This is a genomic window from Mycobacterium sp. 663a-19 (genome assembly GCF_035616495.1).
Classification (GTDB): domain Bacteria; phylum Actinomycetota; class Actinomycetes; order Mycobacteriales; family Mycobacteriaceae; genus Mycobacterium.
The window spans coordinates 344238-369145 of sequence record NZ_JAPJAV010000001.1 but is presented as its reverse complement, the minus strand read 5'-3'; the positions used below and the strand labels follow the sequence as shown (position 1 = coordinate 369145).

General features: G+C 69.8%; 26 protein-coding genes. 11 read left to right on the top strand and 15 right to left on the bottom strand.

Translation table 11 applies throughout. From position 1 onward, the window contains the following. Nucleotide 1 precedes the first annotated feature (1 nt). Nucleotides 2-481: a VOC family protein gene (locus tag OQ968_RS01885; RefSeq protein ID WP_324674085.1), complete on the top strand. Its 480-nt coding sequence runs from the start codon at nt 2-4 to the stop codon at nt 479-481. Nucleotides 482-485: 4 nt separating this feature from the next. Here OQ968_RS01885 and OQ968_RS01880 read toward each other — a convergent pair whose 3' ends face one another. The 8 genes from OQ968_RS01880 to OQ968_RS01845 all read right to left on the bottom strand — a co-directional run bounded on the left by OQ968_RS01880 (nt 486) and on the right by OQ968_RS01845 (nt 8385). Continuing rightward, nucleotides 486-920: a hypothetical protein gene (locus OQ968_RS01880; protein WP_324674083.1), complete on the bottom strand. Its 435-nt coding sequence runs from the start codon at nt 918-920 to the stop codon at nt 486-488. Between the two features lie 57 nt (nt 921-977). After that, nucleotides 978-1751: a VOC family protein gene (locus OQ968_RS01875; RefSeq protein ID WP_324674081.1), complete on the bottom strand. Its 774-nt coding sequence runs from the start codon at nt 1749-1751 to the stop codon at nt 978-980. Nucleotides 1752-1827: 76 nt separating this feature from the next. Next, complete coding sequence (locus OQ968_RS01870) at nt 1828-2274, bottom strand: SRPBCC family protein (RefSeq protein WP_324674079.1); 447 nt, start codon at nt 2272-2274, stop codon at nt 1828-1830. A 4-nt stretch (nt 2275-2278) separates the two neighbouring features. Next, on the bottom strand, nt 2279-2467 hold the full coding sequence (locus OQ968_RS01865) for an antitoxin (RefSeq protein ID WP_324674077.1): 189 nt from the start codon (nt 2465-2467) through the stop codon (nt 2279-2281). Nucleotides 2468-2508: 41 nt separating this feature from the next. Next, nucleotides 2509-4920: a cation-translocating P-type ATPase gene (locus OQ968_RS01860; protein ID WP_324674075.1), complete on the bottom strand. Its 2412-nt coding sequence runs from the start codon at nt 4918-4920 to the stop codon at nt 2509-2511. Then, on the bottom strand, nt 4917-6500 hold the full coding sequence (locus OQ968_RS01855) for a serine hydrolase (protein ID WP_324674073.1): 1584 nt from the start codon (nt 6498-6500) through the stop codon (nt 4917-4919). Before OQ968_RS01855 ends, OQ968_RS01860 begins: the two co-directional genes overlap by 4 nt. 32 nt (nt 6501-6532) lie before the next feature. After that, nucleotides 6533-7648: an MBL fold metallo-hydrolase gene (locus OQ968_RS01850; protein WP_324674071.1), complete on the bottom strand. Its 1116-nt coding sequence runs from the start codon at nt 7646-7648 to the stop codon at nt 6533-6535. A 5-nt stretch (nt 7649-7653) separates the two neighbouring features. Further along, nucleotides 7654-8385 carry an enoyl-CoA hydratase gene (locus OQ968_RS01845; protein WP_324674069.1) on the bottom strand — a complete coding sequence of 244 codons (732 nt, stop codon included), beginning with the start codon at nt 8383-8385 and terminating at the stop codon, nt 7654-7656. Nucleotides 8386-8427: 42 nt separating this feature from the next. On the opposite strand from OQ968_RS01845, the gene OQ968_RS01840 reads away from it, so the two are divergent. The 5 genes from OQ968_RS01840 (at nt 8428) to OQ968_RS01820 (ending at nt 14023) form a co-directional block, all read left to right on the top strand. Next, on the top strand, nt 8428-9900 hold the full coding sequence (locus OQ968_RS01840) for a carboxyl transferase domain-containing protein (RefSeq protein WP_324674067.1): 1473 nt from the start codon (nt 8428-8430) through the stop codon (nt 9898-9900). A 186-nt stretch (nt 9901-10086) separates the two neighbouring features. After that, nucleotides 10087-10797 (top strand): two-component system response regulator PrrA, encoded by a 711-nt coding sequence (gene prrA / locus OQ968_RS01835; RefSeq protein ID WP_139329770.1) that lies wholly within the window; start codon nt 10087-10089, stop codon nt 10795-10797. 18 nt (nt 10798-10815) lie between these two features. Beyond that, nucleotides 10816-12156, top strand: a complete 1341-nt coding sequence (locus OQ968_RS01830; protein WP_324674063.1) for a HAMP domain-containing sensor histidine kinase — start codon at nt 10816-10818, stop codon at nt 12154-12156. A gap of 23 nt (nt 12157-12179) precedes the next feature. Continuing rightward, complete coding sequence (locus OQ968_RS01825) at nt 12180-12437, top strand: DUF2630 family protein (protein ID WP_324674061.1); 258 nt, start codon at nt 12180-12182, stop codon at nt 12435-12437. Nucleotides 12438-12451: 14 nt separating this feature from the next. Then, complete coding sequence (locus OQ968_RS01820) at nt 12452-14023, top strand: NAD(P)/FAD-dependent oxidoreductase (RefSeq protein ID WP_324674059.1); 1572 nt, start codon at nt 12452-12454, stop codon at nt 14021-14023. Here OQ968_RS01820 and OQ968_RS01815 read toward each other — a convergent pair whose 3' ends face one another. Together OQ968_RS01815 and pdxH are read right to left on the bottom strand one after the other, a co-directional pair. Continuing rightward, nucleotides 14024-15319: a citrate synthase gene (locus OQ968_RS01815; RefSeq protein ID WP_324674057.1), complete on the bottom strand. Its 1296-nt coding sequence runs from the start codon at nt 15317-15319 to the stop codon at nt 14024-14026. It lies immediately after the preceding gene. A gap of 215 nt (nt 15320-15534) precedes the next feature. Continuing rightward, nucleotides 15535-16194, bottom strand: a complete 660-nt coding sequence (gene pdxH, locus OQ968_RS01810) for a pyridoxamine 5'-phosphate oxidase (RefSeq protein WP_324674055.1) — start codon at nt 16192-16194, stop codon at nt 15535-15537. Nucleotides 16195-16266: 72 nt separating this feature from the next. Here pdxH and OQ968_RS01805 point away from each other — a divergent pair, with 72 nt between their 5' ends. Both OQ968_RS01805 and OQ968_RS01800 read left to right on the top strand, forming a co-directional pair. Beyond that, on the top strand, nt 16267-17388 hold the full coding sequence (locus OQ968_RS01805; protein ID WP_324674053.1) for a citrate synthase 2: 1122 nt from the start codon (nt 16267-16269) through the stop codon (nt 17386-17388). A 131-nt stretch (nt 17389-17519) separates the two neighbouring features. Further along, on the top strand, nt 17520-17978 hold the full coding sequence (locus OQ968_RS01800; RefSeq protein WP_324674052.1) for a VOC family protein: 459 nt from the start codon (nt 17520-17522) through the stop codon (nt 17976-17978). Here the strand turns inward: OQ968_RS01800 and OQ968_RS01795 are convergent. Further along, complete coding sequence (locus OQ968_RS01795) at nt 17975-19666, bottom strand: FAD-dependent oxidoreductase (RefSeq protein WP_324674050.1); 1692 nt, start codon at nt 19664-19666, stop codon at nt 17975-17977. The genes OQ968_RS01800 and OQ968_RS01795 overlap by 4 nt on opposite strands. Nucleotides 19667-19682: 16 nt before the next feature. After that, nucleotides 19683-20708, bottom strand: a complete 1026-nt coding sequence (locus OQ968_RS01790; protein ID WP_324674048.1) for a diiron oxygenase — start codon at nt 20706-20708, stop codon at nt 19683-19685. A gap of 200 nt (nt 20709-20908) precedes the next feature. Between OQ968_RS01790 and serC the strand changes: the two genes are divergently transcribed. Together serC and sepH are read left to right on the top strand one after the other, a co-directional pair. Then, complete coding sequence (gene serC, locus OQ968_RS01785; RefSeq protein ID WP_324674046.1) at nt 20909-22027, top strand: phosphoserine transaminase; 1119 nt, start codon at nt 20909-20911, stop codon at nt 22025-22027. Nucleotides 22028-22162: 135 nt separating this feature from the next. Beyond that, nucleotides 22163-22942, top strand: coding sequence for a septation protein SepH (gene sepH, locus OQ968_RS01780; protein WP_324674045.1), 780 nt, complete (start codon nt 22163-22165; stop codon nt 22940-22942). Here sepH and OQ968_RS01775 read toward each other — a convergent pair whose 3' ends face one another. The 3 genes from OQ968_RS01775 to OQ968_RS01765 are packed head-to-tail and all read right to left on the bottom strand — an operon-like array spanning nt 22943 to nt 24473. Beyond that, a complete protein-coding gene (locus tag OQ968_RS01775) occupies nt 22943-23230 on the bottom strand; it encodes a DUF2537 domain-containing protein (RefSeq protein WP_324674043.1) in 288 nt (95 codons plus the stop codon). Continuing rightward, nucleotides 23227-24045: an RNA methyltransferase gene (locus tag OQ968_RS01770; RefSeq protein ID WP_324674041.1), complete on the bottom strand. Its 819-nt coding sequence runs from the start codon at nt 24043-24045 to the stop codon at nt 23227-23229. The genes OQ968_RS01775 and OQ968_RS01770 overlap by 4 nt, the downstream gene beginning before the upstream one ends. Beyond that, nucleotides 24042-24473 (bottom strand): MarR family transcriptional regulator, encoded by a 432-nt coding sequence (locus OQ968_RS01765; protein ID WP_324674039.1) that lies wholly within the window; start codon nt 24471-24473, stop codon nt 24042-24044. The genes OQ968_RS01770 and OQ968_RS01765 overlap by 4 nt, the downstream gene beginning before the upstream one ends. A gap of 101 nt (nt 24474-24574) precedes the next feature. Here OQ968_RS01765 and OQ968_RS01760 point away from each other — a divergent pair, with 101 nt between their 5' ends. Then, nucleotides 24575-24895, top strand: coding sequence for a DUF2530 domain-containing protein (locus OQ968_RS01760; protein WP_324674037.1), 321 nt, complete (start codon nt 24575-24577; stop codon nt 24893-24895). The last annotated feature ends 13 nt before the right edge of the window (nt 24896-24908 follow it).

Genomic DNA, 24908 nt, shown 5'->3' with positions numbered 1-24908 from the left:
GATGTACCCCGGATCCCGCCGCACGACGCACTGGCCCGAACAGTTGGCGTCGATCGGCGCCATCCGCTTCGCCCGCCGCTCGTCGAACTTCGAAGAGACTGTGCGGTTTTACCGCGAGCTGGTGGGGCTGCCGCTCTACGAGACGTTCGAGGCCAGCTACGGCAGCAACGGCGCGATCTTCGGCCTGCCCAGCTGGAACCTGACCCTGGAAATCGTCGAGTCGACCGACCCCGTCGCGGTGGATCCGCACGAGCAGCTGTGCCTGTACTTCCCGGACGAACAGGCGCAACAGGCGGCCATCGCGCGCCTGCGCGCGGCCGCGATACAGCCCGTCGAGCAGCACCCGTACTGGGCGGCGACGGGCGCGGTGACCTATCGCGACCCCGATGGCCGCGAGGTGGTGTTCGCGCCCTTCGTGTTCGGCGTCAACGAGCCCGACGACAGCTCCGGTTCGGGCCGGCACGAGTTCCCGCCCGCCTGAGAATTCAGCGGCGCAGCCGGCGGGAAGTCAGCGCGGCGATCACCGCGGAAAGCGAGCAGAGCACCGCGCCGACGGCGCCCGCCGCACCCACGTACAGCCCGTATTCGGCCGAGACGGGCGGGTTGACGTTGAGCTTGTAGTACCACACCGTCAGCGCCACGATGAGCAGCGAAATGAGCAGCGCGGCAATCGAAGCCGCCCTGACGGACAGGCCGCGGCCCACCATCGCCCCGGCGACCACCAGCGTCGAGGACAGCAGCACGATGAGCTGGCCGGCCCCAAACCCCCGCGGGAGCTCCAGGTTGCCGTGCGTACCGCCGATGGCGTTGGCCCAGCCGCCGCCGTTGACCGCGGTCGTCAGCCAGGGCAACCAGGCGCTGACCGAAACCACCAGGGCGCACGACGCCACCAGCCAACCGGGGCGCAGGTGGCGAGTCACGGTTTCGACAGTAATAGCGCCCCGGACCGGTCGTCACTCGCCACGCGGCGCGCGACGCTAGCTCTGCAGCGAGGACAGGTTGAAGACGACGCCCGTCGGGTCGGTCGCCGCGGCCAGCCGACCGTACGGCGTGTCCTCGGCATCCCGCACCACGGCACCGCCGTTGTCGGCGATCACCCGCAGCGTCTTGTCGACGTCCTCGGACCCGAAGAAGATCGTCCAATTCGACGGCACGCCCTCGGGGAGGCAGCCGCTGCCGTCCATCACGCCGAGCAGTTGCCGGTCGCCGAACCACGCTGTGGTGTAACGGAATTCGTCGGTGTCGGAAACCTGTTCGGTCCGCCACCCGAACACGTCGCGGTAGAAGTCGACGGCGGCGCGGTGATCGCGCGTGGTCAGCTGATGCCACACCGGGGAGCCGACCTCGCCGATCACCTCGAAGCCACGGTGCTCCAACGGCTGCCACAACCCGAAGAACGCGCCCGACGGGTCCGTCGCCACGCCCATGTGGCCCTTGGCCGGGACCTCGTGGGGTCCCATGCACAGCGTGCCGCCCGCGGCGGTTATCGCGGAGACGGTCGCATTGATGTCGGCGGTGTGAAAGTAGGTGGCCCAGTTGTCCGGCGACCCGAACTCCGGCCGGTTGGCCATCAGGCCGGCGACGGGATGGCCGTCCTTGGCGGCGTTGATGTACCCGCCGTACTCGGGTCCGGCCGACTCGTACGTCCAGCCGAACACCGTGCCGTAGAAGTCCTGGGCGCGGTCGACGTCCGACGTCGTCAGATCGATCCAGCAGGGAGCGCCCAGCGGGGCGCCGTCACGGATGGGCACGATGACCTCCTCAAGTGTGGTACTCCTGGCCCCGCGATCGGGGTTCACACGTATCGACCGGTGCCGAGCCGGAAACTCATCGGCCCGCGGGCCCGGTGAAGACGGTGACGAAGTTCCGCAGCGATTCGCGGATGTCGCTGCGCAGCGCGGCGGCGACGATCATGCCGATCGGTCCGAACAGCGCCGGGCCGCCGAGGTGCACGTCGAAGCTGACGACGGACCCGTCGTCCTTGGGCGCGACCTTGGCCAGCAGCTTGACCTTCACCCCGCCGACGCCGTCGCCGTTGAGGGTCATGCCTTCCGGCGGCTTGTAGCGCACAACCGTCCACCGGATCCGGTTGTACATGCCCTTGACCTCGACGATCGACTCGACGACGGTGCCCTTGCCGATGTCGTCGGGCAACGTGCTGCGCCACACCCGGTGGATGGTCAGCCATTCCCTGTACCGGGAGAGATCGGAGGCGTGGTTCCAGGCCTGTTCGGGCGCCAGGGGTACGTCGATCGATCCGGAGAGTTTTGCCATGCGCTCAGTTCTGTTGGTCGCCCTTGGCGGCCGAGTCGGCGGCCTTCTTGGCCTCCTCCTGCACCTTGTGGATGGTGTCGGAGTACTTGCCCTGCGTCTTCTCGTCGACGAACTCGCCGGCCTTGTCGATCGCCGTCCCCACCTTGTCGGCGTTCTGCGACAGCAGATCCTTCGCCTTGTCCAGGAATCCCATGCGCCGTCCTTCCCCACTGACCCCGAAGATTCCCGGAAATTCTACTTGGCCGCTCCGACCGGCCGACCCCACAACTGCGGTTGCACGCCGAGGATCCGGGCCCTGATCCACCACATCGCCTCGATCGCGGCGGCGCCCACCACCCCGATGCCCAGGGCGGCCGACGTCACCGCCACATTCGACGGGTCGAGCAGAAACTTCTCCCGCGCCAGCGGGATGCTGAAGATGACCACGTACGCAAGCCCGGACGCGATCACCAGCGCCACCCGCCACCACTGGTAGGGACGCGCCGCCACCGCCAGCACCCACAGCGCGGTCACCAGCAACGTGATCAGCGCCGCGGTCGAGGCCTGGTCTTGTTGCTGGAACGTGGCGTGGCGACCGTGGTAGGCGACCAGATACGAGGCAAAGGTCGCCACGCCGACGATGAGCCCGGACGGCAGCGCCGCCGTCAACACCCGCCGCACGAAGCCGGGGTGTGCGCGCTCGTTGTTCGGCGCCAGCGACAGGATGAACGACGGGATTCCGATGGTGAACCACGCCGCGATGGTGACGTGGATCGGCTGAAACGGGTACAGCAGCGGGTCGGCCTTCAACGGACCGGAAAACAGGCATTCGATCCCCACGAACAGCGCCAGCAGCACCGAGTACACCGTCTTGGTCAAGAACAGGTTGGCCACGCGCTCGATGTTGCCGATCACGCGACGGCCCTCGCCCACGACGTACGGAAGTGTCGCGAATCGGTTGTCCAGCAGCACAATCTGGGCCACCGCCCGCGACGCCGGGCTGCCGGCGCCCATCGCGACACCGATATCGGCGTCCTTGAGAGCCAGCACGTCGTTCACGCCGTCACCGGTCATCGCCACCGTGTGACCGCGCGATTGCAGGGCGTGCACGATGGCGCGTTTCTGGTCGGGCCGGACCCGGCCGAATGTGGTGCAGGACTCCAGCACGTCGGCCAACTCGCCCGTCTCCGTCGGCAGCCGACGCGCGTCCATCGTGTCGCCGTGCAACCCGAGCTTGCCGGCGACCGCCCCCACCGACACCGCATTGTCGCCGGAGATGACCTTGACCGAAACACCTTCCACGGCAAAGTAATCCAGCGTATCGCGGGCGTCTGGCCGCACCCTCTGCTCGAGCACCACCAGCGCGGCCGGGCTGACGCGTCCCGGCGCATCGGGGTGATCCACGGCGACCTCCGCGGAGCCCAGCAGGAGCACCCGCAGCCCCTGCGCGCCGATCTCTTCGGCGCGCTCCGCGGCTGCCGACGCCGGGTCGAGCAGCACATCGGGTGCGCCGATCACCCAGCTGCCGTGGTCGCGATAGGACACGCCACTCCACTTGGTGGCCGACTTGAACGGCGCGGTGGCGGTGACGATCCAGCCGGGCGGCTGATCGTAGGCCTCGGCGATCGCCTGCATGCTCGCATTGGGGCGCGCGTCGGCGGCGGCCAGCGCCGCCAGCACGTCGGCGACGGATTGTGCTGTGGGGACTAACTGTTCGACGTCGGAGACCCGCATGCCGTTCTCGGTCAGGGTGCCGGTCTTGTCCGCGCACACGACGTCGACGCGGGCCAGGCCCTCGATCGCGGGCAGCTCCTGCACCAGGCATCGGCGTTGACCGAGCCGGACGACGCCGACGGCGAAGGCCACCGACGTCAGCAGGACAAGCCCTTCGGGGACCATCGGCACCAGCGCGCCCACCGTGCGCAGCACGGACTCCCGCCACCCGGCTTTGGTGGTGAAGAACTGGGTGTAGACGGTGAGCAGCCCGGCTGGCACCAACAGGTAGGTGATGAACTGCAGGATCCGGTTGATGCCGTTGCGCAGTTCGGATTTCACCAGGGTGAACTTGCTGGCCTCCTCGGCGAGCTTGGCGGCATACGCGTCCGGGCCCACCTTGGTGGCGCGGTAGGCCCCGGTGCCGGCGACGACGAAACTGCCCGACATCACCGCGTCGCCGACCTCCTTGTCGATCGGGTCCGCCTCACCGGTCAGCAACGATTCGTCGACCTCCAGGTTGTCCCGCTCGATGATCTGGCCGTCGACGACGATCTGATCCCCGGGCCCGAGCTCGATGACGTCGTCGAGCACCACCTCGCCGGGCGGCAGCGGCTGCGTCCCGGATTGCCTGCGCACCAATGGCTTTGCCTGCCCGATGATCGCCAACTCGTCCAGCGTCTGTTTGGCCCGGATCTCCTGGACCATGCCGATGACGCTGTTGGCAATGATGAGCAGGCCGAACAGCCCGTTGATCACCGAGCCCGTCGTCAGCACGATTACCAGCAGCACGCCCAGGATCGCGTTGATGCGGGTGAAAACGTTGGCCCGAACGATGTCGGCGATGCTGCGCGTGGCGCGTTGCGGCACGGCGTTGCTCTTGCCCTCGGCGGCCCGCTGTGCCACCTCGGCATCGGTCAGGCCGTCGGTCACCGATGAGCTCGTCGGGTTCATCGGGTGAAGCTCCCCAGCTTGTCCTTGTCGTAATACTCGAGGCTCAGCGTGTTTCCGGCGAACACGGCCTTGGAAACCGTTCCGGGCGGGGCGTTTTCGTTCGTCAGCGAGAAGGTGAAGGTGTCGCCGTCCCAGTGGTTGAGGGTGAACGTCTGGTTCTTGGGCCCCAGCGCCAGCCGCAGCACGCCGTCATGTTCGGTCACGACGGCCGGGCCCCAGTAGTCGTTGGCGTACGTTCCGACGTAGTCGCCCAGCGGTCTGGCCGGCGCCGGGTTGGCCGGGGGCGGCTTGCCGGCCAGCGAACCCTCGGGGTTGTTGATCGGGGCGATCGCCTTCCGGTACGCGGCCGCCCAGTCCTCGCGAACCTCCCCGTACTGCACCAGGTCCAGGAACTGCGCGGTCAGCGTCTCCGGCGCGCCGAAGGGCGCGGCGTTGGTCAGGGCGATGATGGCGAGGTCCTCGGACGGCATCACCACGAAGTTGGTCGACTCGCCCGTGGTGAAGGCGCCGGAATGGCTGTAGGTCGTGCGGCCCGACGAGTTAACCGACACCGCGAACCCGTGGCCGTAGAAGCTGGCCCGCGCGTTGGGCGTCGCCGGAGGCCGCGAAACGGCCTGCGGGGTAACGGCGGGCAGCAGGGCCTCCGGCGAGGTGATCCGCCGGCCGTCGTAGGTCCCGTTGGCCAGCACCATCGCCAGCCACCGGGCCATGTCGTTGACCGACGAGCTCACCCCGGCGGCCGGAGACTGGGGATCGGGGTCGCGCTGAAAGCGCGGCTCCCATTTGTCGCCGACCTTGACGTGGTTGACGGCGCGGTTGGGCCGGGCCAGGAAATCGGCGAACCGCGAACTCGTCGACGCCATCCCCAGCGGGCGGTACAGCACCTCGTCGGACAGGTCCTCCCACGATTTGCCGGCGGCGGCCGCCACCGCCTCGGCCGCGGCGGTCAGGCCGAAGTTGGTGTAGGCGTAGCTGATTCGAAAGGGCGCCAGCGGCATGTACCGCAGCCGCTCGAGCGTCTGGCGCCGGTCGTAGTCCATGTCCTCGAGCGGGTCGCCGGCGTGGTCGGGCAGCCCGGAGCGGTGCGAGTACAGGTCGGCGACGGTCACGTGGCTGCTGACATACGGATCGGACAGCGCGAACCACGGCAGCTTGGATGCGACGGGCGTGTCCCAGGCGATGACGTTGTCGGTCACCTCGTGCGCCACCACCGTCGCACCGACGGATTTGGAGATCGACGCCAGCTGGAAGACGGTGTCGGCGTCGACCGTGTTGTCCCGGCCGTCGCCCCTGCGCGCGTCCTTGACGCCGAACCCCTTGGCGTACACCGTCTTTCCGCCGTGGACGATGGCCACGGCCATGCCCGGGACGCCGGTGCTTTTCATCAGCTCGTGCACCAGGCCGTCGACCTTGGAAATCGCGTAGTCGATGCGGCCCGCGGGAATCCGTATGCCGGACACCTCATCGGGATTCGCGTCGGGCAATGCGGATGGCGGGCTCGACACCGGTTGACCGGACCCGCATCCCGTCAGCGCCAGCAAGGCCGCCACGAAAGCGGCCGCTGCCGCGCGTTTCGTCATGGCCGCAAACTTTAGCCGCAGCACCTACCCGCTCAGAGCCGCCACCACGGGTTGAACCTGACGGGACCGGACGGATCGATGCGTTGCCCGGGCGCGGGCACGGCCACCTTGACCTCGGCGGGTTCGGCCGCCGCGAGCAGGCGTTCTATCGGCTCGGCCCACGGATGGGGGGCCAGCCGAAACGTTCCCCAGTGGATCGGCACCAGGAGACCCGAGCCGGAGACCGTGACGTCCAGGTGCGCCCGGACGGCCTCCTCGGGGTTCATGTGGATGTCCGGCCAGGCCGAGTTGTAGGCGCCGATCGGCATCAGGGTCAGGTCGAACGGTCCGTGGTCGGCACCGATCTGCGCGAAGCTCTTGGTGTAGCCGGTGTCGCCGCCGAAGTAGGCGCGATGGCTCGGGCCGATGATCCCCCACGACGCCCACAGCGTGGTGTTGCGATCCGTGAAGCGCCCCGAAAAGTGGCGCGCCGGCATGCAAATCAGGGTGAGTTCGTCGACGTTGCGGCTCTCGTGCCAGTCGAGTTCGACGATGCGGTGCTCGGGGATGCCCCACGAGCGCAGGTGCGCGCCCACGCCGAGGGGCACGAAGAACGGGGCCCGCTGCGTGTGGGCCAGCGCCATGACGGTGTCGATGTCGAGGTGGTCGTAGTGGTCGTGGCTGATGACGACGGCGTCGAGGGCGGGCAGCGCCTCGAGCGCCACCGGCGGCGGATGCAGCCGCTGCGGGCCGACCACGTCGGAGGGGGAGCACCGGTCGCTCCACACCGGATCGGTGAGCACCCGGTAGCCGTCGATCTCCAGCAGCGCGGTGGAGTGGCCGAGCCAGCTGACCGCGAGCCGGCCCGGCTCACCCTCGAAGAGTCCCGGCGCGCCCAACGGGATCGGCGCGGTCGGGCGGCTCTTGCCGCGTCCGCCGACGAACTCCCACGCGATCATCGCGAGCTGCTCGCGGTCCATGTTGAAGGTGGCCGGGTCGATGTTGACGAAGGCGCCGTCGCGGTAGTTCGGTGAACGCTGCGCCACGGCGTGGATCGAGGCCGGGTGGGCGCCCAGCGCCGCCGGTGCGCCGTGCAGCGCGCGCAACGCCCAACCGCCGGCGGCCAGTGTGACGGTGCCGGCGGCCAGTCGTAGCGCGGCGCGCACCATGCCGGTCAGGCTCCCTGGAACTTCGGCGGTCGCTTCTCCAGGCGGGCGACCTGGGCTTCGATGACGTCCTGACTCGCCCAGGCCTTGTCGAAGAGCTCCTTGTGCTCCGGCCACGCCTCCTCGATGGCGCCGTCGTCGTTGAGCACCCGCTTCGCGTGCTGAATCGCCAAGGGGGCCAGGCCGGCGATCTCGGCGGCCCAGGCCTGGGCGTCCTCGAGGGACCCGATGCGGTTGGCCATCCCGGTCAGCAGCGCCGTCTCGGCGGTCAGCTTCTCCGCGGCCAGCAGCATCGCGCGGGCCCGGCCGTGGCCGACGAGCGACGCCAGCCGGCGGATGCTCCAGTTGTCAAGGGCCAGCCCGTATTTCGACGTCGGGAATTGGAAGAACGCGTCCGGCGCGACGACCCGCAGGTCGCACTGCATGGCCAGCTGCAGGCCGGCGCCGATGGCGGGCCCGTTGATGGCGCCGATCACCGGGATCGTGGCGGCGTCCAGCACCTTGTGCAGCTCGATGAGCCGGTCGGGATAGTCGGCGGCGAACGCGTCCCCGCTCAGGTCCGCGCCGGCGCAGAACGCGGTGCCCTGGCCCGTCAGCACGATCGCGCGGGTGGACCCGTCGCCCGCCTTCAAAACCGCCTCCCGCAGCTCCTCGACGAGCTGGGAGTTCAGGGCGTTGCGACGCTCGGGGCGCCGCAGCTCGATCGTCATGACGGCTTCGGCCTGGGTGACACCGATCATGGGGCCAAGCCTATCTAGCCGTCTTCTATATAGCCTCGTCGCGTGAGTCGTATCACGACCGGCCAACTGCGCGACGCGGTGCTGGACCGGGGCTCCTTCGTCAGCTGGGACGCCGAGCCGCTGGCCGTGCCGGCGACCGAGTCCTACGCGCGGGAACTCGCCGACGCGCGCGGCGCCACCGGCGTGGACGAGTCGGTGCTGACCGGCGAGGGGCGCATCCACGGTCGCCGGATCGCGGTGGTGGTCTGCGAGTTCGGGTTCCTGGCCGGCTCGATCGGGGTGGCGGCCGCCGAACGGATCACCGCGGCGGTGGAGCGGGCCACCGCCGAGCGGCTGCCGCTGCTGGCGTCGCCGAGCTCCGGCGGCACCCGCATGCAGGAGGGCACGGTCGCGTTTCTGCAGATGGTGAAGATCGCCGCCGCCGTCCGGCTGCACAAGCGGGCCCGGCTGCCCTACCTGGTCTACCTGCGCAACCCGACCACCGGCGGGGTCTTCGCGTCGTGGGGCTCGCTGGGCCACGTCACCGTCGCCGAGCCGGGCGCCCTGATCGGCTTCCTCGGGCCCCGCGTGTACCGGCTGCTCTACGGCGAGCCGTTCCCGGACGGGATTCAGACCGCGGAGAACCTGCAGCGGCACGGGGTGATCGACGGCGTCGTCGCGCTGGACGGGCTGCGACGCATGGTCGATCGCGCCCTGACGGTGATCGCCGACGCCCCCGAGCCGCCCGTTTCGCCGCGACCGGCCGAGCCGATACCCAACGTGCCGGCGTGGGACTCGGTGGTGGCGTCGCGACGACCGGACCGCCCGGGCGTCGGACACCTGCTGCGGCATGGAACCACCCACCGGGTGCTGCTGTCGGGGACCGGTCAGGGCGAGGCGGCGACCACGCTGCTGGCACTGGCCCGCTTCACCGGTCAGCCCGCGGTGGTGCTCGGCCAGCAGCGGGTCACCGGCGGGCTGGTCGGGCCCGCCTCGCTGCGCGAGGCCCGGCGCGGCATGGCGCTGGCCGCCGAGCTGCGCCTGCCGCTGGTGTTGGTGATCGACACCGCCGGCCCGGCGCTGTCGGCCGACGCCGAGGAGGGCGGGCTGGCCGGCCAGGTCGCCCAGTGCCTGGCCGAGCTGGTGACGCTGGACACCCCGACGGTGTCGGTGCTGCTGGGACAGGGCAGCGGCGGGCCGGCGCTGGCGATGGTGCCCGCCGACCGGGTGCTGGCCGCCCTGCACGGCTGGCTGGCGCCGCTGCCGCCGGAGGGAGCCAGCGCCATCGTCTTCCGCGACACCGAGCACGCCGCCGAACTTGCTGCGGCCCAAGGCATTCGGTCGGCCGACCTGCTGCGGTCCGGCATCGTCGACGTCGTCGTGCCGGAGCGCCCGGACGCCGCCGACGAGCCGGTGGAGTTCTCCCAACGGCTGTCGCGAGCCATCGCCGCCGAGTTGCACGCGCTGCGCGGAACGCCCGACGACGAGCGCCTGGCCGCGCGATTGCGGCGGTATCGGCGCATCGGATTGCCCTGAGCCGCCATACGGCTACCGCGACACTTACACCACGCACACGACACGCCGCCGAACGTGACAGTGGCTTAAGTCTCGGGTTCGCGGCCACGCTGCGCGCCGCCTGAGCCCGCCCGCCCGGGGCGACTCGGCGAGAAGAGGGCGCCGACCCGGTCGGCCTCCCGCAGCCGAGGCCAACAATCCGGCAAAATGGGCGACATGGACACTGGAGTCACCTCACCTCGGGTCTTGGTCGTTGACGACGACTCCGACGTGCTCGCCTCGCTGGAACGGGGGCTGCGCCTGTCCGGATTCGAGGTGTCGACCGCGGTCGACGGGGCCGAGGCGTTGCGCAGCGCCACCGAGACCCGGCCCGACGCGATCGTCCTCGACATCAACATGCCCGTGCTGGACGGCGTCAGCGTCGTCACGGCGCTGCGCGCCATGGACAACGACGTCCCGGTCTGCGTGCTCTCCGCGCGCAGCTCGGTCGACGACCGGGTGGCCGGCCTGGAGGCCGGCGCCGACGATTACCTGGTCAAACCCTTCGTGCTGGCCGAGCTGGTCGCCCGGGTGAAGGCGCTGCTGCGCCGCCGCGGCGCCACCGCGACGTCGTCGTCGGAAACCATCACGGTCGGGCCGCTGGAGGTCGACATCCCCGGCCGGCGGGCCCGGGTCAACGGCGTCGACGTCGACCTGACCAAGCGGGAGTTCGACCTGCTGGCGGTCCTGGCCGAGCACAAGACCGCGGTGCTGTCGCGCGCGCAGCTGCTGGAGCTGGTGTGGGGGTATGACTTCGCGGCCGACACCAACGTCGTCGACGTGTTCATCGGCTACCTGCGGCGCAAGCTGGAGGCCAACGGCGGCCCCCGGCTGCTGCACACGGTTCGAGGGGTCGGGTTCGTGCTGCGCATGCAGTAACCGGATCGAAGCAAGGCCATGAACGTCCTGTCGCGGATCTTCGCTCGTACGCCGTCGCTGCGGACGCGGGTGGTGGTCGCGACGGCCATCGGCGCGGCGATACCGGTGCTGATCGTCGGCGCCGTGGTGTGGGTCGGCATCACCAACGACCGCAAGGAACGGCTGGACCGTCGTCTCGACGAGGCCGCGGGTTTCGCGATCCCGTTCCTGCCGCGCGGCCTCGCCGAAATCCCGCGCTCCCCCAACGACCACGACGCCATCATGACGATTCGCCGCGGCACTCAGATCAAGTCGAATTCCGATGTCACGCTGCCCCGGCTCGATGTCGACTACGCCGACACCTACGTCAACGGGGTGCGCTACCGGGTGCGGACGGTGGAGATTCCGGGGCCGGAGCCGACGTCGCTCGCCGTCGGCGCCACCTACGACACCACCCTCGCCGAGACCAACAACCTGCACCGTCGGGTGATGCTGATCTGCGGGTTCGCCATCGTCGCGGCGGCGGTGTTCGCGTGGCTGCTGGCCGCGTTCGCGGTGCGCCCGTTCAAGCAGCTCGCCCAGCAGACCCGGTCGATCGACGCGGGGGACGAGGCGCCGCGGGTCGAAGTGCACGGCGCCACCGAGGCCATCGAGATCGCCGAGGCGATGCGGGGGATGCTGCAGCGCATCTGGAACGAGCAGAACCGGACCAAGGAGGCGCTCGCCTCGGCGCGCGACTTCTCGGCGGTGACGGCCCACGAGCTGCGCAGCCCGCTGACCGCGATGCGCACCAACCTCGAGGTGCTGTCGACCCTGGACCTGCCCGACGACCAGCGCAAGGAGGTGCTCAACGACGTCATCCGCACCCAGTCGCGGATCGAGGCGACGCTGAGCGCGCTGGAGCGGTTGGCGCAGGGCGAGCTGTCAACGTCCGACGACCACGTGCCCGTCGACATCACCGACCTGCTGGACCGCGCCGCCCACGACGCCACCCGGATCTACCCCGACCTCGACGTCTCGCTGGTGCCGTCGCCGACCTGCATCATCGTGGGGCTGCCGGCGGGCCTGCGCCTCGCGGTCGACAACGCGATCGCCAACGCCGTCAAGCACGGCGGCGCCACCAAGGTCCAACTGTCGGCGGTCAGCTCGCGGGCCGGGGTGGAGATCGCCGTCGACGACAACGGCAGTGGGGTGCCCGACAGCGAGCGCCAGGTGGTGTTCGAGCGCTTTTCCCGCGGGTCGACGGCCTCGCATTCGGGGTCGGGCCTGGGCCTGGCGCTGGTCGCCCAGCAGGCGCACCTGCACGGCGGGACGGCGTCGCTGGAAGACAGCCCGCTGGGCGGCGCGCGGCTGGTGCTGCGCCTGCCCGGCCCGAGTTAGCCGTGCTCGGGCAGACTGGGGCGATGGCGAACAACCCGACCGACAGCGACGCCCTGACGCACATCCGCGACCTGGTCGCCGAGGAGAAGGAGCTGAGGTCGCAGCTGCAGCACCGTGACATCTCCCAGTCCGAGGAGCACGAACGCCTGCGCCAGGTGGAGATCGAACTCGACCAGTGCTGGGACCTGCTGCGGCAGCGCCGGGCGCTGCGCGAGACCGGCGGCGACCCGCGGGAGGCGGCCGTGCGTCCGCCCGGCCAGGTTGAGGGGTATCTGGGCTAGGACCACACCCGGACATGGCGGGCAACCGCGCCCGAGATTGCGATGTCGTCGTGGTCGGCGGCGGCCACAATGGCCTGGTCGCGGCGGGCTACCTGGCCCGGGCGGGCCTGCGGGTGCGGGTGCTGGAGCGGCTGGGGCACATCGGCGGGGCCGCGGTGTCGGCGCAGGCCTTCGACGGCGTCGACGTCCGCGTTTCGCGCTACTCGTACCTGGTCAGCCTGCTGCCCCCACGCATCGCCGACGACCTGGGCGCGTCCGTGCGCCTGGCCCGGCGGCGCTTTTCGTCCTACACGCCCGACCCCGCCGACGATGGCCGCAGCGGGCTGCTGATCGGGCCGCCGAGCACGTTCGCGGCCGTGGGCGCCGCCGGCGACGAGGCAGGTTTCGCGGCTTTCTACCGGCGCTGCCGGCTGCTGACCCAACGGCTGTGGCCGACGCTGCTCGAGCCGCTGCGCACCCGCGAGCAGGCGCGCCGGCATGTGCTGGCCGGCGGTGATCCCGACGCGGCGGCCGCGTGGCGCGCCATCGTCGATGAGCCGATCGGGCACACCATCGCCGACGCGGTGCGCACCGACCTGGTTCGCGGCGTGATCGCCACCGACGCGCTGATCGGCACCTTCGCCCGCCTCGACGAGCCCACGCTGACCCAGAACGTCTGCTTCCTGTATCACGTGCTCGGCGGCGGCACCGGTGACTGGGACGTGCCCGTCGGCGGGATGGGCTCGGTGACCGCGGCCCTGGCCGCCGCGGCCGTCGGCCACGGCGCCGAAATCACCACCGGCGCAGACGTTTACGCCGTCGAGCCGAGCGGGCGCGTGCGCTACCGCAGCGGCGGCCACGAGCATGCGATCCGGAGCGGGTACGTGTTGGCCAGCGTCACGCCGACGGTGTTGGCCGGCCTGCTCGCCGAGGAGCCGGCGCCGACGGCGCAGGGCGCGCAGGTGAAGGTGAACATGGTGCTGCGCCGGCTGCCGCGCCTGCGCGACAACGGCGTCACGGCCGAACAGGCGTTCGCCGGGACCTTTCACGTGAACGAGACGTGGACCCAACTGGATTCGGCGTATTCGCGGGCGGCCGCGGGGCGGTTCCCGGACCCGTTGCCGTGCGAGGCCTACTGCCATTCGCTGGCCGACCCCAGCATCCTGTCGCCCTCGCTGCGTGAGTCGGGCGCCCACACGATGACGGTGTTCGGCCTGCACACGCCGCACTCGCTGCTCGACGGTGCCGACCCCGACGCCGCGCGCGATCGGCTGACCGACCTGGTGCTCGCGTCGCTGAATTCCGTTCTGGCCGAACCGATTCAGGACGTGCTGATGCACGACGCGCACGGGCGGCCGTGCATCGAGACGACGACCACCGCGGATCTGCAACGCACGCTGGCGATGACGGCGGGCAACATCTTCCACGGCGCGCTGTCCTGGCCGTTCGCGGAGGACGACGACGCGCTCGACACCCCCGCGCGCCGATGGGGAGTCGCGACCGCCCACGAGCGGATCATGCTGTGCGGATCGGGCGCCCGCCGCGGCGGCGCGGTGTCGGGCATCGCCGGCCACAACGCCGCGATGGCGGTGCTGGCTTCGGTGTGACTACCGCTGGTCGATCGCGGCGTAGTCGCGCGCCGTGTGCCCGGTGTAGATCTGGCGCGGCCGGCCGATCTTGCTGTCGCCCTCGTCGTGCATCTCGCGCCAGTGCGCGATCCAGCCCGGCAGGCGGCCCAACGCGAACAGCACGGTGAACATCCGGGTGGGGAAGCCGAGCGCCCGGTAGATCAGGCCGGTGTAGAAGTCGACGTTGGGGTAGAGCTTGCGCTCGACGAAGTAGTCGTCGGTGAGCGCCTTCTCCTCGAGCTCCTTGGCGATGCTCAGCAGGTCGTCGTCGCCACCGAGCTTCGACAGGATCTTGTCGGCCTGCTCCTTGACGATCCGGGCCCGCGGATCGTAATTCTTGTAAACCCGGTGGCCGAAGCCCATCAGCTTGACCCCGGCCTCGCGGTTCTTCACCTTGCGGACGAATTCGCCTACGTCGTCGCCGCTCTCGCGGATCTCCTCCAGCATCTCGAGCACCGCCTGGTTGGCGCCGCCGTGCAGCGGGCCCCACAGCGCGTTGATGCCGCCGGAGATCGAAGTGAACAGGTTGGCCCGCGACGAGCCGACCAGGCGAACGGTCGACGTCGAACAGTTCTGTTCGTGGTCGGCGTGCAGGATGAACAACATGTCCAGGGCCCGCACGATCTCGGGATCGGCCTGATACGGCTCGGCCGGCAACCCGAAGGTCATCCACAGGAAGTTCTCCACCAGCGACAGCGAATTGTCCGGGTAGAGGAACGGCTGCCCCACCGACTTCTTGTAGGCGTACGCGGCGATGGTCGGCAGCTTGGCCAGCAGCCGGATCGTGGACAGCTCCACCTGCCCGTTGTCCATCGGGTCCAGCGAGTCCGGATAGTAGGAGCTCAACGCGTTCACCACGCTGGACAACACCGGCATCGGGTGGGCGTTGGGCGGGAAACCGTCGAAGAACCGCTTGAGGTCCTCGTGCAGCATGGTGTGCCTCTGGATCCTGGTGGTGAACTCGGCCAGCTGGTCCTTGTCCGGCAGCTCGCCGTAGATCAGCAGATAGCTGACCTCTATGAACGTCGACTTCTCGGCGAGCTGCTCGATCGGGTAGCCGCGGTAGCGCAGGATCCCGGCGTCGCCGTCGATGTAGGTGATGGAGCTCTTGCAGGAGGCGGTGTTGACGAAGCCGTTGTCGAAGGTGGTGTGGCCGGTCTTGGACAACAGCGAGCCCAGCGCGATGCCGTCAGCTCCCTCGGTGGCGCGCACGATCTCCAGGTCGATCTCGCCCCCCGGGTACTTGAGAGTTGCGGTGTCGTCGGTGTCGGCCACGAGAACCCCTTTGCGCTCCGGCTGGTATGGCTGCCCTGACTAGGTGCTTACAGCTGAAGGTAGTCGTTATCGCGACGGACCGCCTGCCCGGGGTCGCCTCCGCTGATCGTGCCGGTTTCCGTCGCCGAATACCGCGAATTGACTCTGCGCTGACGGCGCGGGCTAGTCGCACTTCTTCGCCATGAACGCAGAGTCAACCGGGTCGACGGCCGCGCTCAGGGCTGCAGGCGTTCGACCCGTCCGCCGACGACCCGGATCCGGTTGTGCAGCCGGTTCTCCCGGCCCTGCCAGAACTCGACGACCTCGGCCGCGATCAGGTATCCGCCCCAGCCCGGCGGCACCGGGATGCGCACCTCGCCGGCGAAGCGCGCGGTCACCTCGGCCAGCTGGTCGAGCAGCGCGGCGCGCGACGCGATCGGCTGGGACTGGTGTGACGCCCACGCGCCCAGCTGCGAGCCGCGCGGCCGCTTGGACCAATAGTCCTCGGTGACCCGCGGATCCACTTTGGTCACCGCGCCGCGGACGTGCACCTGCCGTCCCAACAGATACCAGGGGAAGGTCGCCGACGCGTACGGCGTCGCCGCCAGCTCGACGCCCTTGGCCGAGTCATAGTTGGTGAAAAACGTGATCCCGGTCTCGTCCACGCCCTTGCACAACACCGACCGGCTCATCGGTTTACCCTCCGCGACGGTCGCGAGCACCATGGCGTTGGGCTCGGAGACCCCGAAGCGTTCGGCATCGTCAATCCACTTGCGCAACAACGCAAGCCACCCGTCGTCGAGCCAGTCGGCGTCGAGGTCGGGGCCGCCGTCGCGCTCGACGGACCCGTACTCGACCCGCATCCGTCGCAGGTGTTCGTCGTCCGGTCCGGCCATCGCGCCAACGCTACTAGCAGGGCGCTACCGGCCGGTAGCATCGGCGCGAAAGTGAGGTGCAAGAATTTGCCTATGACTGTGGTCCCGGAAGATTTCGTCCCTGGCCTCAACGGCGTGGTCGCCTTCACCACCGAGATCGCCGAGCCGGACAAAGACGGCGGCGCGCTGCGCTATCGCGGCGTCGATATCGAGGATCTGGTGAACCAGCGGGTCACGTTCGGTGAGGTGTGGGCATTGCTGGTGGACGGCGAGTTCGGCCACGGGCTGCCGCCGGCCGAGCCGTTTCCGCTGCCGATCCACACCGGCGACGTCCGCGTCGACGTGCAGGCGGGCCTCGCGATGCTGGCGCCCATCTGGGGGTACAAGCCGCTGCTGGACGTCGACGACGCCACCGCCCGCGCGCAGCTGGCCCGGGCGTCGGTGATGGCGCTCTCCTATGTGGCGCAGTCGGCGCGCGGCATCTACCAGCCCGCGGTTCCACAGCGTGTCATCGACGAATGCTCCACGGTTACAGCACGTTTCATGACGCGCTGGCAGGGCGAGCCCGATCCCCGGCACATCGAGGCCATCGATGCCTACTGGGTGTCGGCGGCCGAGCACGGCATGAACGCCTCGACGTTCACCGCGCGGGTGATCGCCTCGACGGGTGCCGACGTGGCGGCGGCGCTGTCCGGCGCGATCGGGGCGATGAGCGGGCCGCTGCACGGCGGTGCGCCGGCCCGGGTGCTGCCGATGCTCGAGGAGGTCGAGCGCACCGGCGACGCCCGCGGCCTGGTCAAGGGAATCCTGGACCGCGGCGAGAAGCTGATGGGCTTCGGGCACCGGGTCTACCGCGCCGAGGACCCCAGGGCCCGAGTGCTGCGGTCCGCGTCGGAACGACTGGGCGCGCCGCGCTACGAGGTGGCGGTCGCGCTCGAGCAGGCGGCGCTGGCCGAGCTGCGCGAGCGGCGTCCGGACCACCCGATCGAGACCAATGTCGAGTTCTGGGCCGCGGTGATCCTGGACTTCGCCCAGGTGCCGGCCCACATGATGCCGGCGATGTTCACCTGCGGCCGCACCGCGGGATGGTGCGCGCACATCCTCGAGCAGAAGCGGCTGGGCAAGCTGGTTCGCCCGTCGGCGATCTATGTGGGGCCGGGGCCGCGCAGCCCGGAGTCCGTCAAGGGCTGGGACCGGGCCCTCACCACCGCCTGAGTCGCGCCGGAAAAAGTTGTCGGTGCCGCGCGATTGAATGGCGCCGCCGCGGTGAATTCTCGTCGCGGCCGGAGTCAGTATCCGTGAGCAGGCCCGGGACTGGCCCGGACACCCACAACTAAGGAGACAACATGGCGATCAATGTCGAACCCGCAGTTTCCCCGCACCTCGTCGTCGATGACGCCGCCGCGGCGATCGATTTCTATGTCAAGGCCTTTGGCGCCGAGGAGCTGGGGCGGGTGCCCCGCCCCGACGGCAAGCTGGTGCACGCCGCGCTGCGCATCAACGGCTCCCTGGTGATGCTCAACGACGACTTCCCCGAGTTCCGCGGTGGCCAGTCGATGACCCCGAAGTCGCTGGGCGGCACCCCGGTCACCATCCACCTGACGGTCACCAACGTCGACGCCAAGTTCCAGCGGGCGCTGGACGCCGGCGCAACCGTGGTGATGCCGTTGGACGACCAGTTCTGGGGCGACCGCTACGGCATGGTCGAAGACCCGTTCGGCCACCACTGGTCGCTGGGACAGCCGGTGCGCGAGGTCAGCCCCGAGGAGATCGCGGCGGCGATGTCCGGGCAGGGCGCCGGTTAGCCGAACAGCCGCGCCAGCAGCCGGCGTCGAACGGGCGCCGGTGGCGCGGTCGCCGCGACCGCCAGCATGTCGGAGATGTCGGTGAACTTGTTGCGGGGCCGGCCGCCGTCGCCGCCGCGCGCGATCTCGGCGGCGTCGATGGCGCGCCACCCCGCGGAGTCGACGGCGTCGGGCTGACGGGCGCGCACGAGCCGGTCCAGCGCCTCGGGCCCGGCCGCCGGATCGGTCAACCGGCCCGCGTTGAAGTCGGCGACCAGGGCGTGGACGGTTTGCAGGGAGCAGGACTTGTTGGTGCCGATGAAGCCGGTCGGCCCGCGCTTGATCCATCCCGCGACGTATGCGCCGGGCACCGGTTCACCGGAGCCGGGGTCGACGACGCGGCCGTCCTGGTTCGGCACCACCGCGCCGGACTCGTCGAACGGAAGATCGCGAATCGGCTTGCCGCGGTAGCCAATCGACGTGAGCACCAGGCCCGCGTCGAGCCGGCGCACCTCGTCGGTGCCGGTGACCGAGAACTCGACGCCGGTGACGCGCCGATCGCCCAGCACCCGCCGCGGCGTGAGCTGGTAGGCCAGCCGGATCCGCGGGCGGCCGGTTGACGGCGGCGCCGAAGCGTCGCCGAGCTTGCTCAGGATCTCCAGCTTGGTCCTGGTCGACGCGTCCGGGGCGGACGCGAGATCGCTTGCCACCAGCCGATGGTCGCCGGGATCGAGCACGACGTCGGACGCGCCGGTCAGTCCGATCAGTTCGGGCAACGTGAACGCCGAATGGGCCGGTCCACGCCGGGCGGCGATCACCACCTCGCACACCGCGGAGCCGCGCAGCGCCGCGAGCGCGTGGTCGGAGATGTCGGTCCGGGCCAGTTCGTCGGGGTCGGCGGTGAGCACGCGGGCCACGTCGAGGGCGACGTTGCCGTTGCCGATGATCACCACCCGCTCGTGGCCGAGATCGACTGGCAGATCGGCGAAGTCGGGATGGCCGTTGATCCACGCGACCAGTTCGGTGGCGGTCCCGGTGCCCGGCAGGCCGATGCCTTCGATGTCCAGGCGGCGGTCGTCGGGCGCGCCGACCGCGTACAGCACGGCGTGGTGGTGGGCCAGCAGCTCGGAGTGGGTGAGATGCTTGCCGATCTCGACGTTGAGATAGAAGCGGAAGTGGCGATGACCGGCGACCCGGTCGAACAGCCGGGTCACCTTCTTGGTGTTCTGGTGATCGGGCGCCACCCCGGCGCGCACCAGCCCATAGGGCGTGGGCAGTTTCTCAAAGACGTTGACGCGCACGCCATGTTGGGTGAGCAGTTCGTCGGCGGCATACATCGCCGCGGGCCCGGAACCGACGATGGCGACGGTCAGCGGACGACGGCGGGCGCGCACCTCGGGGGCCGGGATCACCGGCGCCAGCTTGGAGGTCGGCGGCAGCTTCTCGCCGGCGGGCCGTTCGGGGTAGAACGACGCGTTGATTTCGACGAACGGCAGCTGCTTTGGCTCCAGCCGGGTGTCGGGCGCGATTGCGCCGACCGGACAGGCGCTCACGCACGCACCGCAGTCCACGCAGGCCACCGGATCGATGTAGAGCATCTCCGACGTCGCGAAGCCCGGCTCGTCCGGCGTCGGGTGAATGCAGTTCACCGGGCACGCGAAAACACAGGACCCGTCATTGCAGCACGACTGGGTAATAACGTGCGGCATAGAAACTCGAGAAGACCTAGGCCGCCGGCACCGCGGCGAGGTGCTGGCGTTGCGGTTCGCTGCGGTAGCGCGACGGCTTGCCGTTGATCTTGCACAGGCGCCACATGAGCCGCGCGGAGCGGGTTTCCATCAGCCCCGTGTCGTAGGCCAGCATCCGGACGTCGCCAAACATGTCGCTGAGCCATTTCCGCGACTCCGGGGAGCGGAAGAACAGCTCCTTCTTGACCTCACGCGGGATGTCGAACTCCCGCCAGAACGACTTGGGCGGCACCACGATTGCGCGGCACAACATCTTCATGGTCAGCGGCAAGTACAGCGAGACCCAGAACCGCTGCCGTTTGGTCAACTGCGGCAACCGCTTTCGCAGGAACTCGTGCGCGAAGGAGATGTGGCGGGCTTCCTCGGCGACGTGGATGGCCATCACCCGTTCCATGATCGGGTGTAGCGACTTGCCTTCGCGCAGAACGTTTTTCTGCGTGTGGTCGATCGGCTCTTCGCCGGCCAGCACGCCGATGAAGAACGCGACCGGCAGCGGGCCGGCGACCAGCGGGACGAGCGGCGAGATCCAACGCAGCATCCGCGGCATCCCCGGAACGTCGGCGCCGACCCGGTTCACCATCTCCTGGAACATCATCGTGTGGTTGCACTCTTCGACCGACTCGTGCAGGCAGTACCGGTATTCCGGCGAACCGTTGGGCACCCAGAACGTGTAGTTCATCAGCCCGCGGATCAGGATGGACTCGAAGTGCAGTCCCACCTTGGCCACGTTGGCCTGGCGCCACATGCCGATCTTGATCTGCCGCTCCTCGGGCTGGGCCTGGTACCAGGGATGCCGGCCCAGCGGGTCGGTCTTCGGCAGAATCCACCGGGGGTCATTCTCGGTGACCGCGAATTCCGGTGAGTCCCAATCGATGTCGGTGTACGGGTTGAAGTTCCGCCGCACCGACCCCTCGGACAGCGTGGCAAGCATGTTGACGTAGTCGACGTCGTCGCGCACTTCCATGTTGCGGCGCCAGCGCCGGACCATTCGCGTCCTGGCCATATCCAAGCCCTCCCCAACGAGGTTTACATTTGGACGTGCAATGTCTAGACAGTACCGCGGGTACCGGGAATATTCCAGACCCCGTCAACCACTGTGGGCTGACCAGTAGTCAGCCGAACCGTGTGGCCTGGCTCACACCGCGACGTGGCGGCCAGGGCCGCCGGGGCACCGGGTCGGCGTCGCTCACTACGCTGACTGGCATGGCTGACCAGCTCCAGATCCCCGAAAATCTCAAACCCCGCGACGGCCGCTTCGGGTGCGGCCCGTCGAAGGTGCGGCCCGAGCAATTGCAGGCGCTGAGCACCACCTTGGCGCCGTTGTTCGGCACCTCGCACCGCCAGGCGCCGGTCAGGAACCTGGTGGGCCGGGTCCGGTCCGGGGTGGCCGAGCTGTTCTCCGTGCCGGACGGCTACCAGGTCATCCTGGGCAATGGCGGCGCGACGGCGTTCTGGGACGCCGCGGCCTTCGGGCTGATCGACAAGCGCTCGCTGCACCTGTCGTTCGGCGAGTTCAGCTCGAAGTTCGCCTCCTGCGTCGCCAAGAACCCGTTCGTCGGCGACCCCGTCATCATCAAGGCCGACGCCGGCAGCGCTCCGGAGCCGCAGAGCGACCCGTCGGTCGACGTGATCGGGTGGGCGCACAACGAGACGTCGACCGGGGTCGCGGTGCCGGTGCGACGGCCGGCCGGCTCCGCTGATGCACTGATCCTGATCGACGCCACCTCCGGCGCCGGTGGCCTGCCGGTCGACATCAACGACGTCGACGCCTATTACTTCTCGCCGCAGAAGAACTTCGCCAGCGACGGCGGCCTCTGGCTGGCCGTCATGAGCCCGGCCGCGCTGGCCCGCGTCGAGTCCATCGCGGCGTCGGGTCGCTGGGTGCCCGATTTCCTGTCGCTGCCGATCGCGATCGAGAACAGCCTGAAGGACCAGACCTACAACACGCCGGCCATCGGCACCCTGGCGCTGATGGCCGAACAGCTCGACTGGCTGCTGGGCAACGGCGGGCTGGACTGGGCGGTCAAGCGCACGGCGGACTCGTCGCAGCGACTGTACTCCTGGGCGCAGGAGCGGCCGTACACCACGCCGTTCGTCGCCGACCCGGGGCTGCGTTCCCAGGTGGTGGGCACCATCGACTTCGCCGACGACGTGGACGCCGCGGCCGTCGCCAAGGTGCTGCGGGCCAACGGCATCGTCGACACCGAGCCGTACCGCAAACTCGGTCGCAACCAGTTGCGGGTCGCGATGTTCCCGGCGGTCGACCCCGACGACGTCAGCGCCCTCACCCGGTGCGTCGACTGGGTGGTCGAACGCCTTTAAACCCGGCGGTTGACCCGCCGGCAATCGCCGCGCCACCGCCCAGCGTGTCAGCACACGTGATGGGCGTCGGCTGGACTAGAGTGCGCACGTGACGGGTCCGTCGCTGACCTGCACGGAGCCTGCGAGGAGAACACCATGCGGGAACTCAAATTGGTTGGGCTCGATGCCGACAGCAAATACCTCATCTGCGAGAGTGATGACCCCGCGGAGCAGTTCAAGCTGGCGGCCGACGACCGGTTGCGGGCTGCGTTGAAGGGCGAGCCGGCGCAGCCGGAGCAACCGCATCTCGAGATCGACGTCACCAACATGCTGAGCCCCAAAGAAATTCAGGCCAAGATCCGCGGGGGCGCATCCGTCGAGCAGGTGGCCGCGGCGTCGGGTTCGGACGTCTCGCGGGTCCGCCGGTTCGCCAACCCGGTGTTGCTGGAGCGGTTCCGGGTGGCGGAGCTGGCAACCGCGGCACATCCGATGCTCCCCGATGGGCCCGCGGTGCTCACCCTGCTGGAGACCGTCAGCGCCGCGCTGGTGAAGCGCGGGCTCGAACACGACAAGCTCAGCTGGGACGCCTGGCGCAGCGAAGACAACCGCTGGACCGTGCAGCTGGCGTGGAAGGCCGGCCGATCCGACAACAACGCGCATTTCTGCTTCACGCCCGGGGCCCACGGCGGAACGGTCACCGCCCTCGACGACGCGGCCAGCGAACTGATCGACCCGAACTTCGAACGCCCGCTGCGACCGCTCGCCCCGGTGGCGCACGTCGACTTCGACGAGCCGGTGAAGCCGCCGGTCAGCACGCCGGTGCAGCCGGCCGCCGCCAGCCCCAAGGAGCAGCCGGTGCACACCCGGCGCGGCAAGCCCGTCATCCCGGCCTGGGAGGACGTGCTGCTCGGGGTCCGCTCGGGCGGTCAGCGCTAGCTACGAAACCGCCAGCGCGAGCAGCGTCAACCACGCGCCCGTCACGCCCACCCCTGCGCCCAGCACGAACCAGCGCAGCACCGGGGTTCGCCGCCATCCCCACAGCGTGGGTGCCAGTCCTCCGGCGGCGACGAGGTTGAGCCCGACGGCCAGCAGCGGATGCACGCGGACGAGCCCGAGGCTGAGCACCACGATCGCGGCCGCGATCACCGCCGCAACGAACGCGGCCACCGTCAAACCCGTTGCCCAGGGCACAGACTGGGAGCGCTGGCCGCGCTCGTCGCTCACCGGCCGAGCCTAACCCGCTCGTAGAACGCCAGGGCGGCCGCGGTCGCGACGTTGAGCGAGTCGGTGCCCCGCGACATCGGGATGCGAACCCGCACATCGCTGCGCCGCAGCGCGGCCGGCGTCAACCCCGGGCCCTCGGCGCCGACCAGGACCGCGATGCGGTCATCGCGCACCGCCGCCATCGCGTCGGCCAGCGCGCACGCCTGGCCGTGCGGGGTCATGGCCAGCAGCCGAAATCCGCGTTCCTTCAGCGTCATCAGGTCGGCGGGCCAGTCGGTCGCCCGCGCGTACGGCACCAGCAGCGCGTGTCCCATGGACACCCGAACGGCGCGACGGTAGAGCGGGTCGGCGCAGCCGCTGCCGAACACCACCGCGTCCACGCCCAGCCCCGCCGCGTTACGAAAGATCGAGCCCAGGTTCTCGTGGTCGTTGACGCCCTCGAGCACCGCGACCGTGCGGGCGCCGTCGACGACGTCTGCCACGCTCGGCTCGGGCACCCTGCGCGCGGCCGCCAGCACGCCACGATTGAGGTGGAAGCCGACCACCCGGGCCATGACGTCGGCGGAGGTTCGGTAGAACGGGGCGTTGGCACCGGCTAGGTCCTCTTTGAGCGCGGCCAGCCTGCGGTCGGTGCCGAGGAGCGCGTGCGGGGTGAACCGCGACGCCAGCATGCGCTGCACCACCAGCACGCCCTCGGCGATCACCAACGCCTTCCCGGTCGGCAGATCCGGGCGACGGTCGACGCTGTTCAGGTCGCGGAAATCGTCGAGTCGCGGATCGTCGGGATCATCGACGTCCTGGACGTCGAGGCTCACGGGCTTTCGTCGACCAGGGCCAGCATCAGGTCGGCGGCCTCGCGCAGGGTGGCGCGCTTTTCGCTGTCCAGCGTCGCCAGCCGCTCCGCCAGCCACTCCTGGCGGGCGCGCCGGGCCGCCTTGACCAGTTCGGCGCCGGCCTCCGACACCGAGACCAGCACCTGCCGGCCGTCGACGGGGTGCGGGGTGCGGTCGACGAAGCCCTCGTCGGCCAGCGAGGCGATCACCCGGGTCATCGACGGCGGCCGGACCCGTTCGCGGATCGCCAGCGCGCCGGGCGTCATCGCGCCCTCGTTGGCCAGGGTGGTCAGCGCCGAAAGCTGCGACAGCGACACGGGCGACGACGGGTTCCGGAAGCGCAGCTGGCGGGCCAGCCGCATGACGGCCAGCGACAAGTCACTGGCCAGCCGCGCATCGCTGTCAGGCATGGCGCGAGGTTACATCGGAAGCCGAGAAACTAGGAACAATCGGCGCAACCTGTGCCGGACCGGACGGTTCGGACGCGGGACCGCAAGCTATGTTGATCGGGATGTCTGTCGGACCTGGCGAAAGCGAACCCGGCTCAAGCGGGTCAGGCGAAAGCGCGGCCGGCGACAGCCCCGAGGCGCCGCCGCTGCCGCCGGTGCTGCTCGAGGTTTGGCCCGTCGTCGTCATCGGCTTCCTGGGCTGGCTGGCCGCCGCGGCGGCCGCCTTTCTCGTGCCCGCGCTGCAGGGCTGGCGACCGGTGACCCTGGCCGGACTGGGCACCGGGTTGCTCGGCACCAGCATCTTCGTGTGGCAGCTCACCGCGGTTCGCCGCGGCGCGCGTGGCGCGCAATCCGGACTCGAAAACTACCTCAACCACAACTAGTTTCGAACCCGAT

Coding starts and splice junctions, on each gene's coding strand:
- OQ968_RS01885 (WP_324674085.1), top strand. CDS start 2: ATGTACCCCGGATCCCGCCGCACGACGCACTGGCCCGAACAGTTGGCG.
- OQ968_RS01870 (WP_324674079.1), bottom strand. CDS start 2,274: ATGGCAAAACTCTCCGGATCGATCGACGTACCCCTGGCGCCCGAACAG.
- OQ968_RS01865 (WP_324674077.1), bottom strand. CDS start 2,467: ATGGGATTCCTGGACAAGGCGAAGGATCTGCTGTCGCAGAACGCCGAC.
- OQ968_RS01860 (WP_324674075.1), bottom strand. CDS start 4,920: ATGAACCCGACGAGCTCATCGGTGACCGACGGCCTGACCGATGCCGAG.
- OQ968_RS01855 (WP_324674073.1), bottom strand. CDS start 6,500: ATGACGAAACGCGCGGCAGCGGCCGCTTTCGTGGCGGCCTTGCTGGCG.
- OQ968_RS01850 (WP_324674071.1), bottom strand. CDS start 7,648: ATGGTGCGCGCCGCGCTACGACTGGCCGCCGGCACCGTCACACTGGCC.
- OQ968_RS01845 (WP_324674069.1), bottom strand. CDS start 8,385: ATGATCGGTGTCACCCAGGCCGAAGCCGTCATGACGATCGAGCTGCGG.
- prrA (WP_139329770.1), top strand. CDS start 10,087: ATGGGCGACATGGACACTGGAGTCACCTCACCTCGGGTCTTGGTCGTT.
- OQ968_RS01830 (WP_324674063.1), top strand. CDS start 10,816: ATGAACGTCCTGTCGCGGATCTTCGCTCGTACGCCGTCGCTGCGGACG.
- OQ968_RS01825 (WP_324674061.1), top strand. CDS start 12,180: ATGGCGAACAACCCGACCGACAGCGACGCCCTGACGCACATCCGCGAC.
- OQ968_RS01820 (WP_324674059.1), top strand. CDS start 12,452: ATGGCGGGCAACCGCGCCCGAGATTGCGATGTCGTCGTGGTCGGCGGC.
- pdxH (WP_324674055.1), bottom strand. CDS start 16,194: ATGGCCGGACCGGACGACGAACACCTGCGACGGATGCGGGTCGAGTAC.
- OQ968_RS01805 (WP_324674053.1), top strand. CDS start 16,267: ATGACTGTGGTCCCGGAAGATTTCGTCCCTGGCCTCAACGGCGTGGTC.
- OQ968_RS01800 (WP_324674052.1), top strand. CDS start 17,520: ATGGCGATCAATGTCGAACCCGCAGTTTCCCCGCACCTCGTCGTCGAT.
- OQ968_RS01795 (WP_324674050.1), bottom strand. CDS start 19,666: ATGCCGCACGTTATTACCCAGTCGTGCTGCAATGACGGGTCCTGTGTT.
- OQ968_RS01790 (WP_324674048.1), bottom strand. CDS start 20,708: ATGGCCAGGACGCGAATGGTCCGGCGCTGGCGCCGCAACATGGAAGTG.
- serC (WP_324674046.1), top strand. CDS start 20,909: ATGGCTGACCAGCTCCAGATCCCCGAAAATCTCAAACCCCGCGACGGC.
- sepH (WP_324674045.1), top strand. CDS start 22,163: ATGCGGGAACTCAAATTGGTTGGGCTCGATGCCGACAGCAAATACCTC.
- OQ968_RS01765 (WP_324674039.1), bottom strand. CDS start 24,473: ATGCCTGACAGCGATGCGCGGCTGGCCAGTGACTTGTCGCTGGCCGTC.
- OQ968_RS01760 (WP_324674037.1), top strand. CDS start 24,575: ATGTCTGTCGGACCTGGCGAAAGCGAACCCGGCTCAAGCGGGTCAGGC.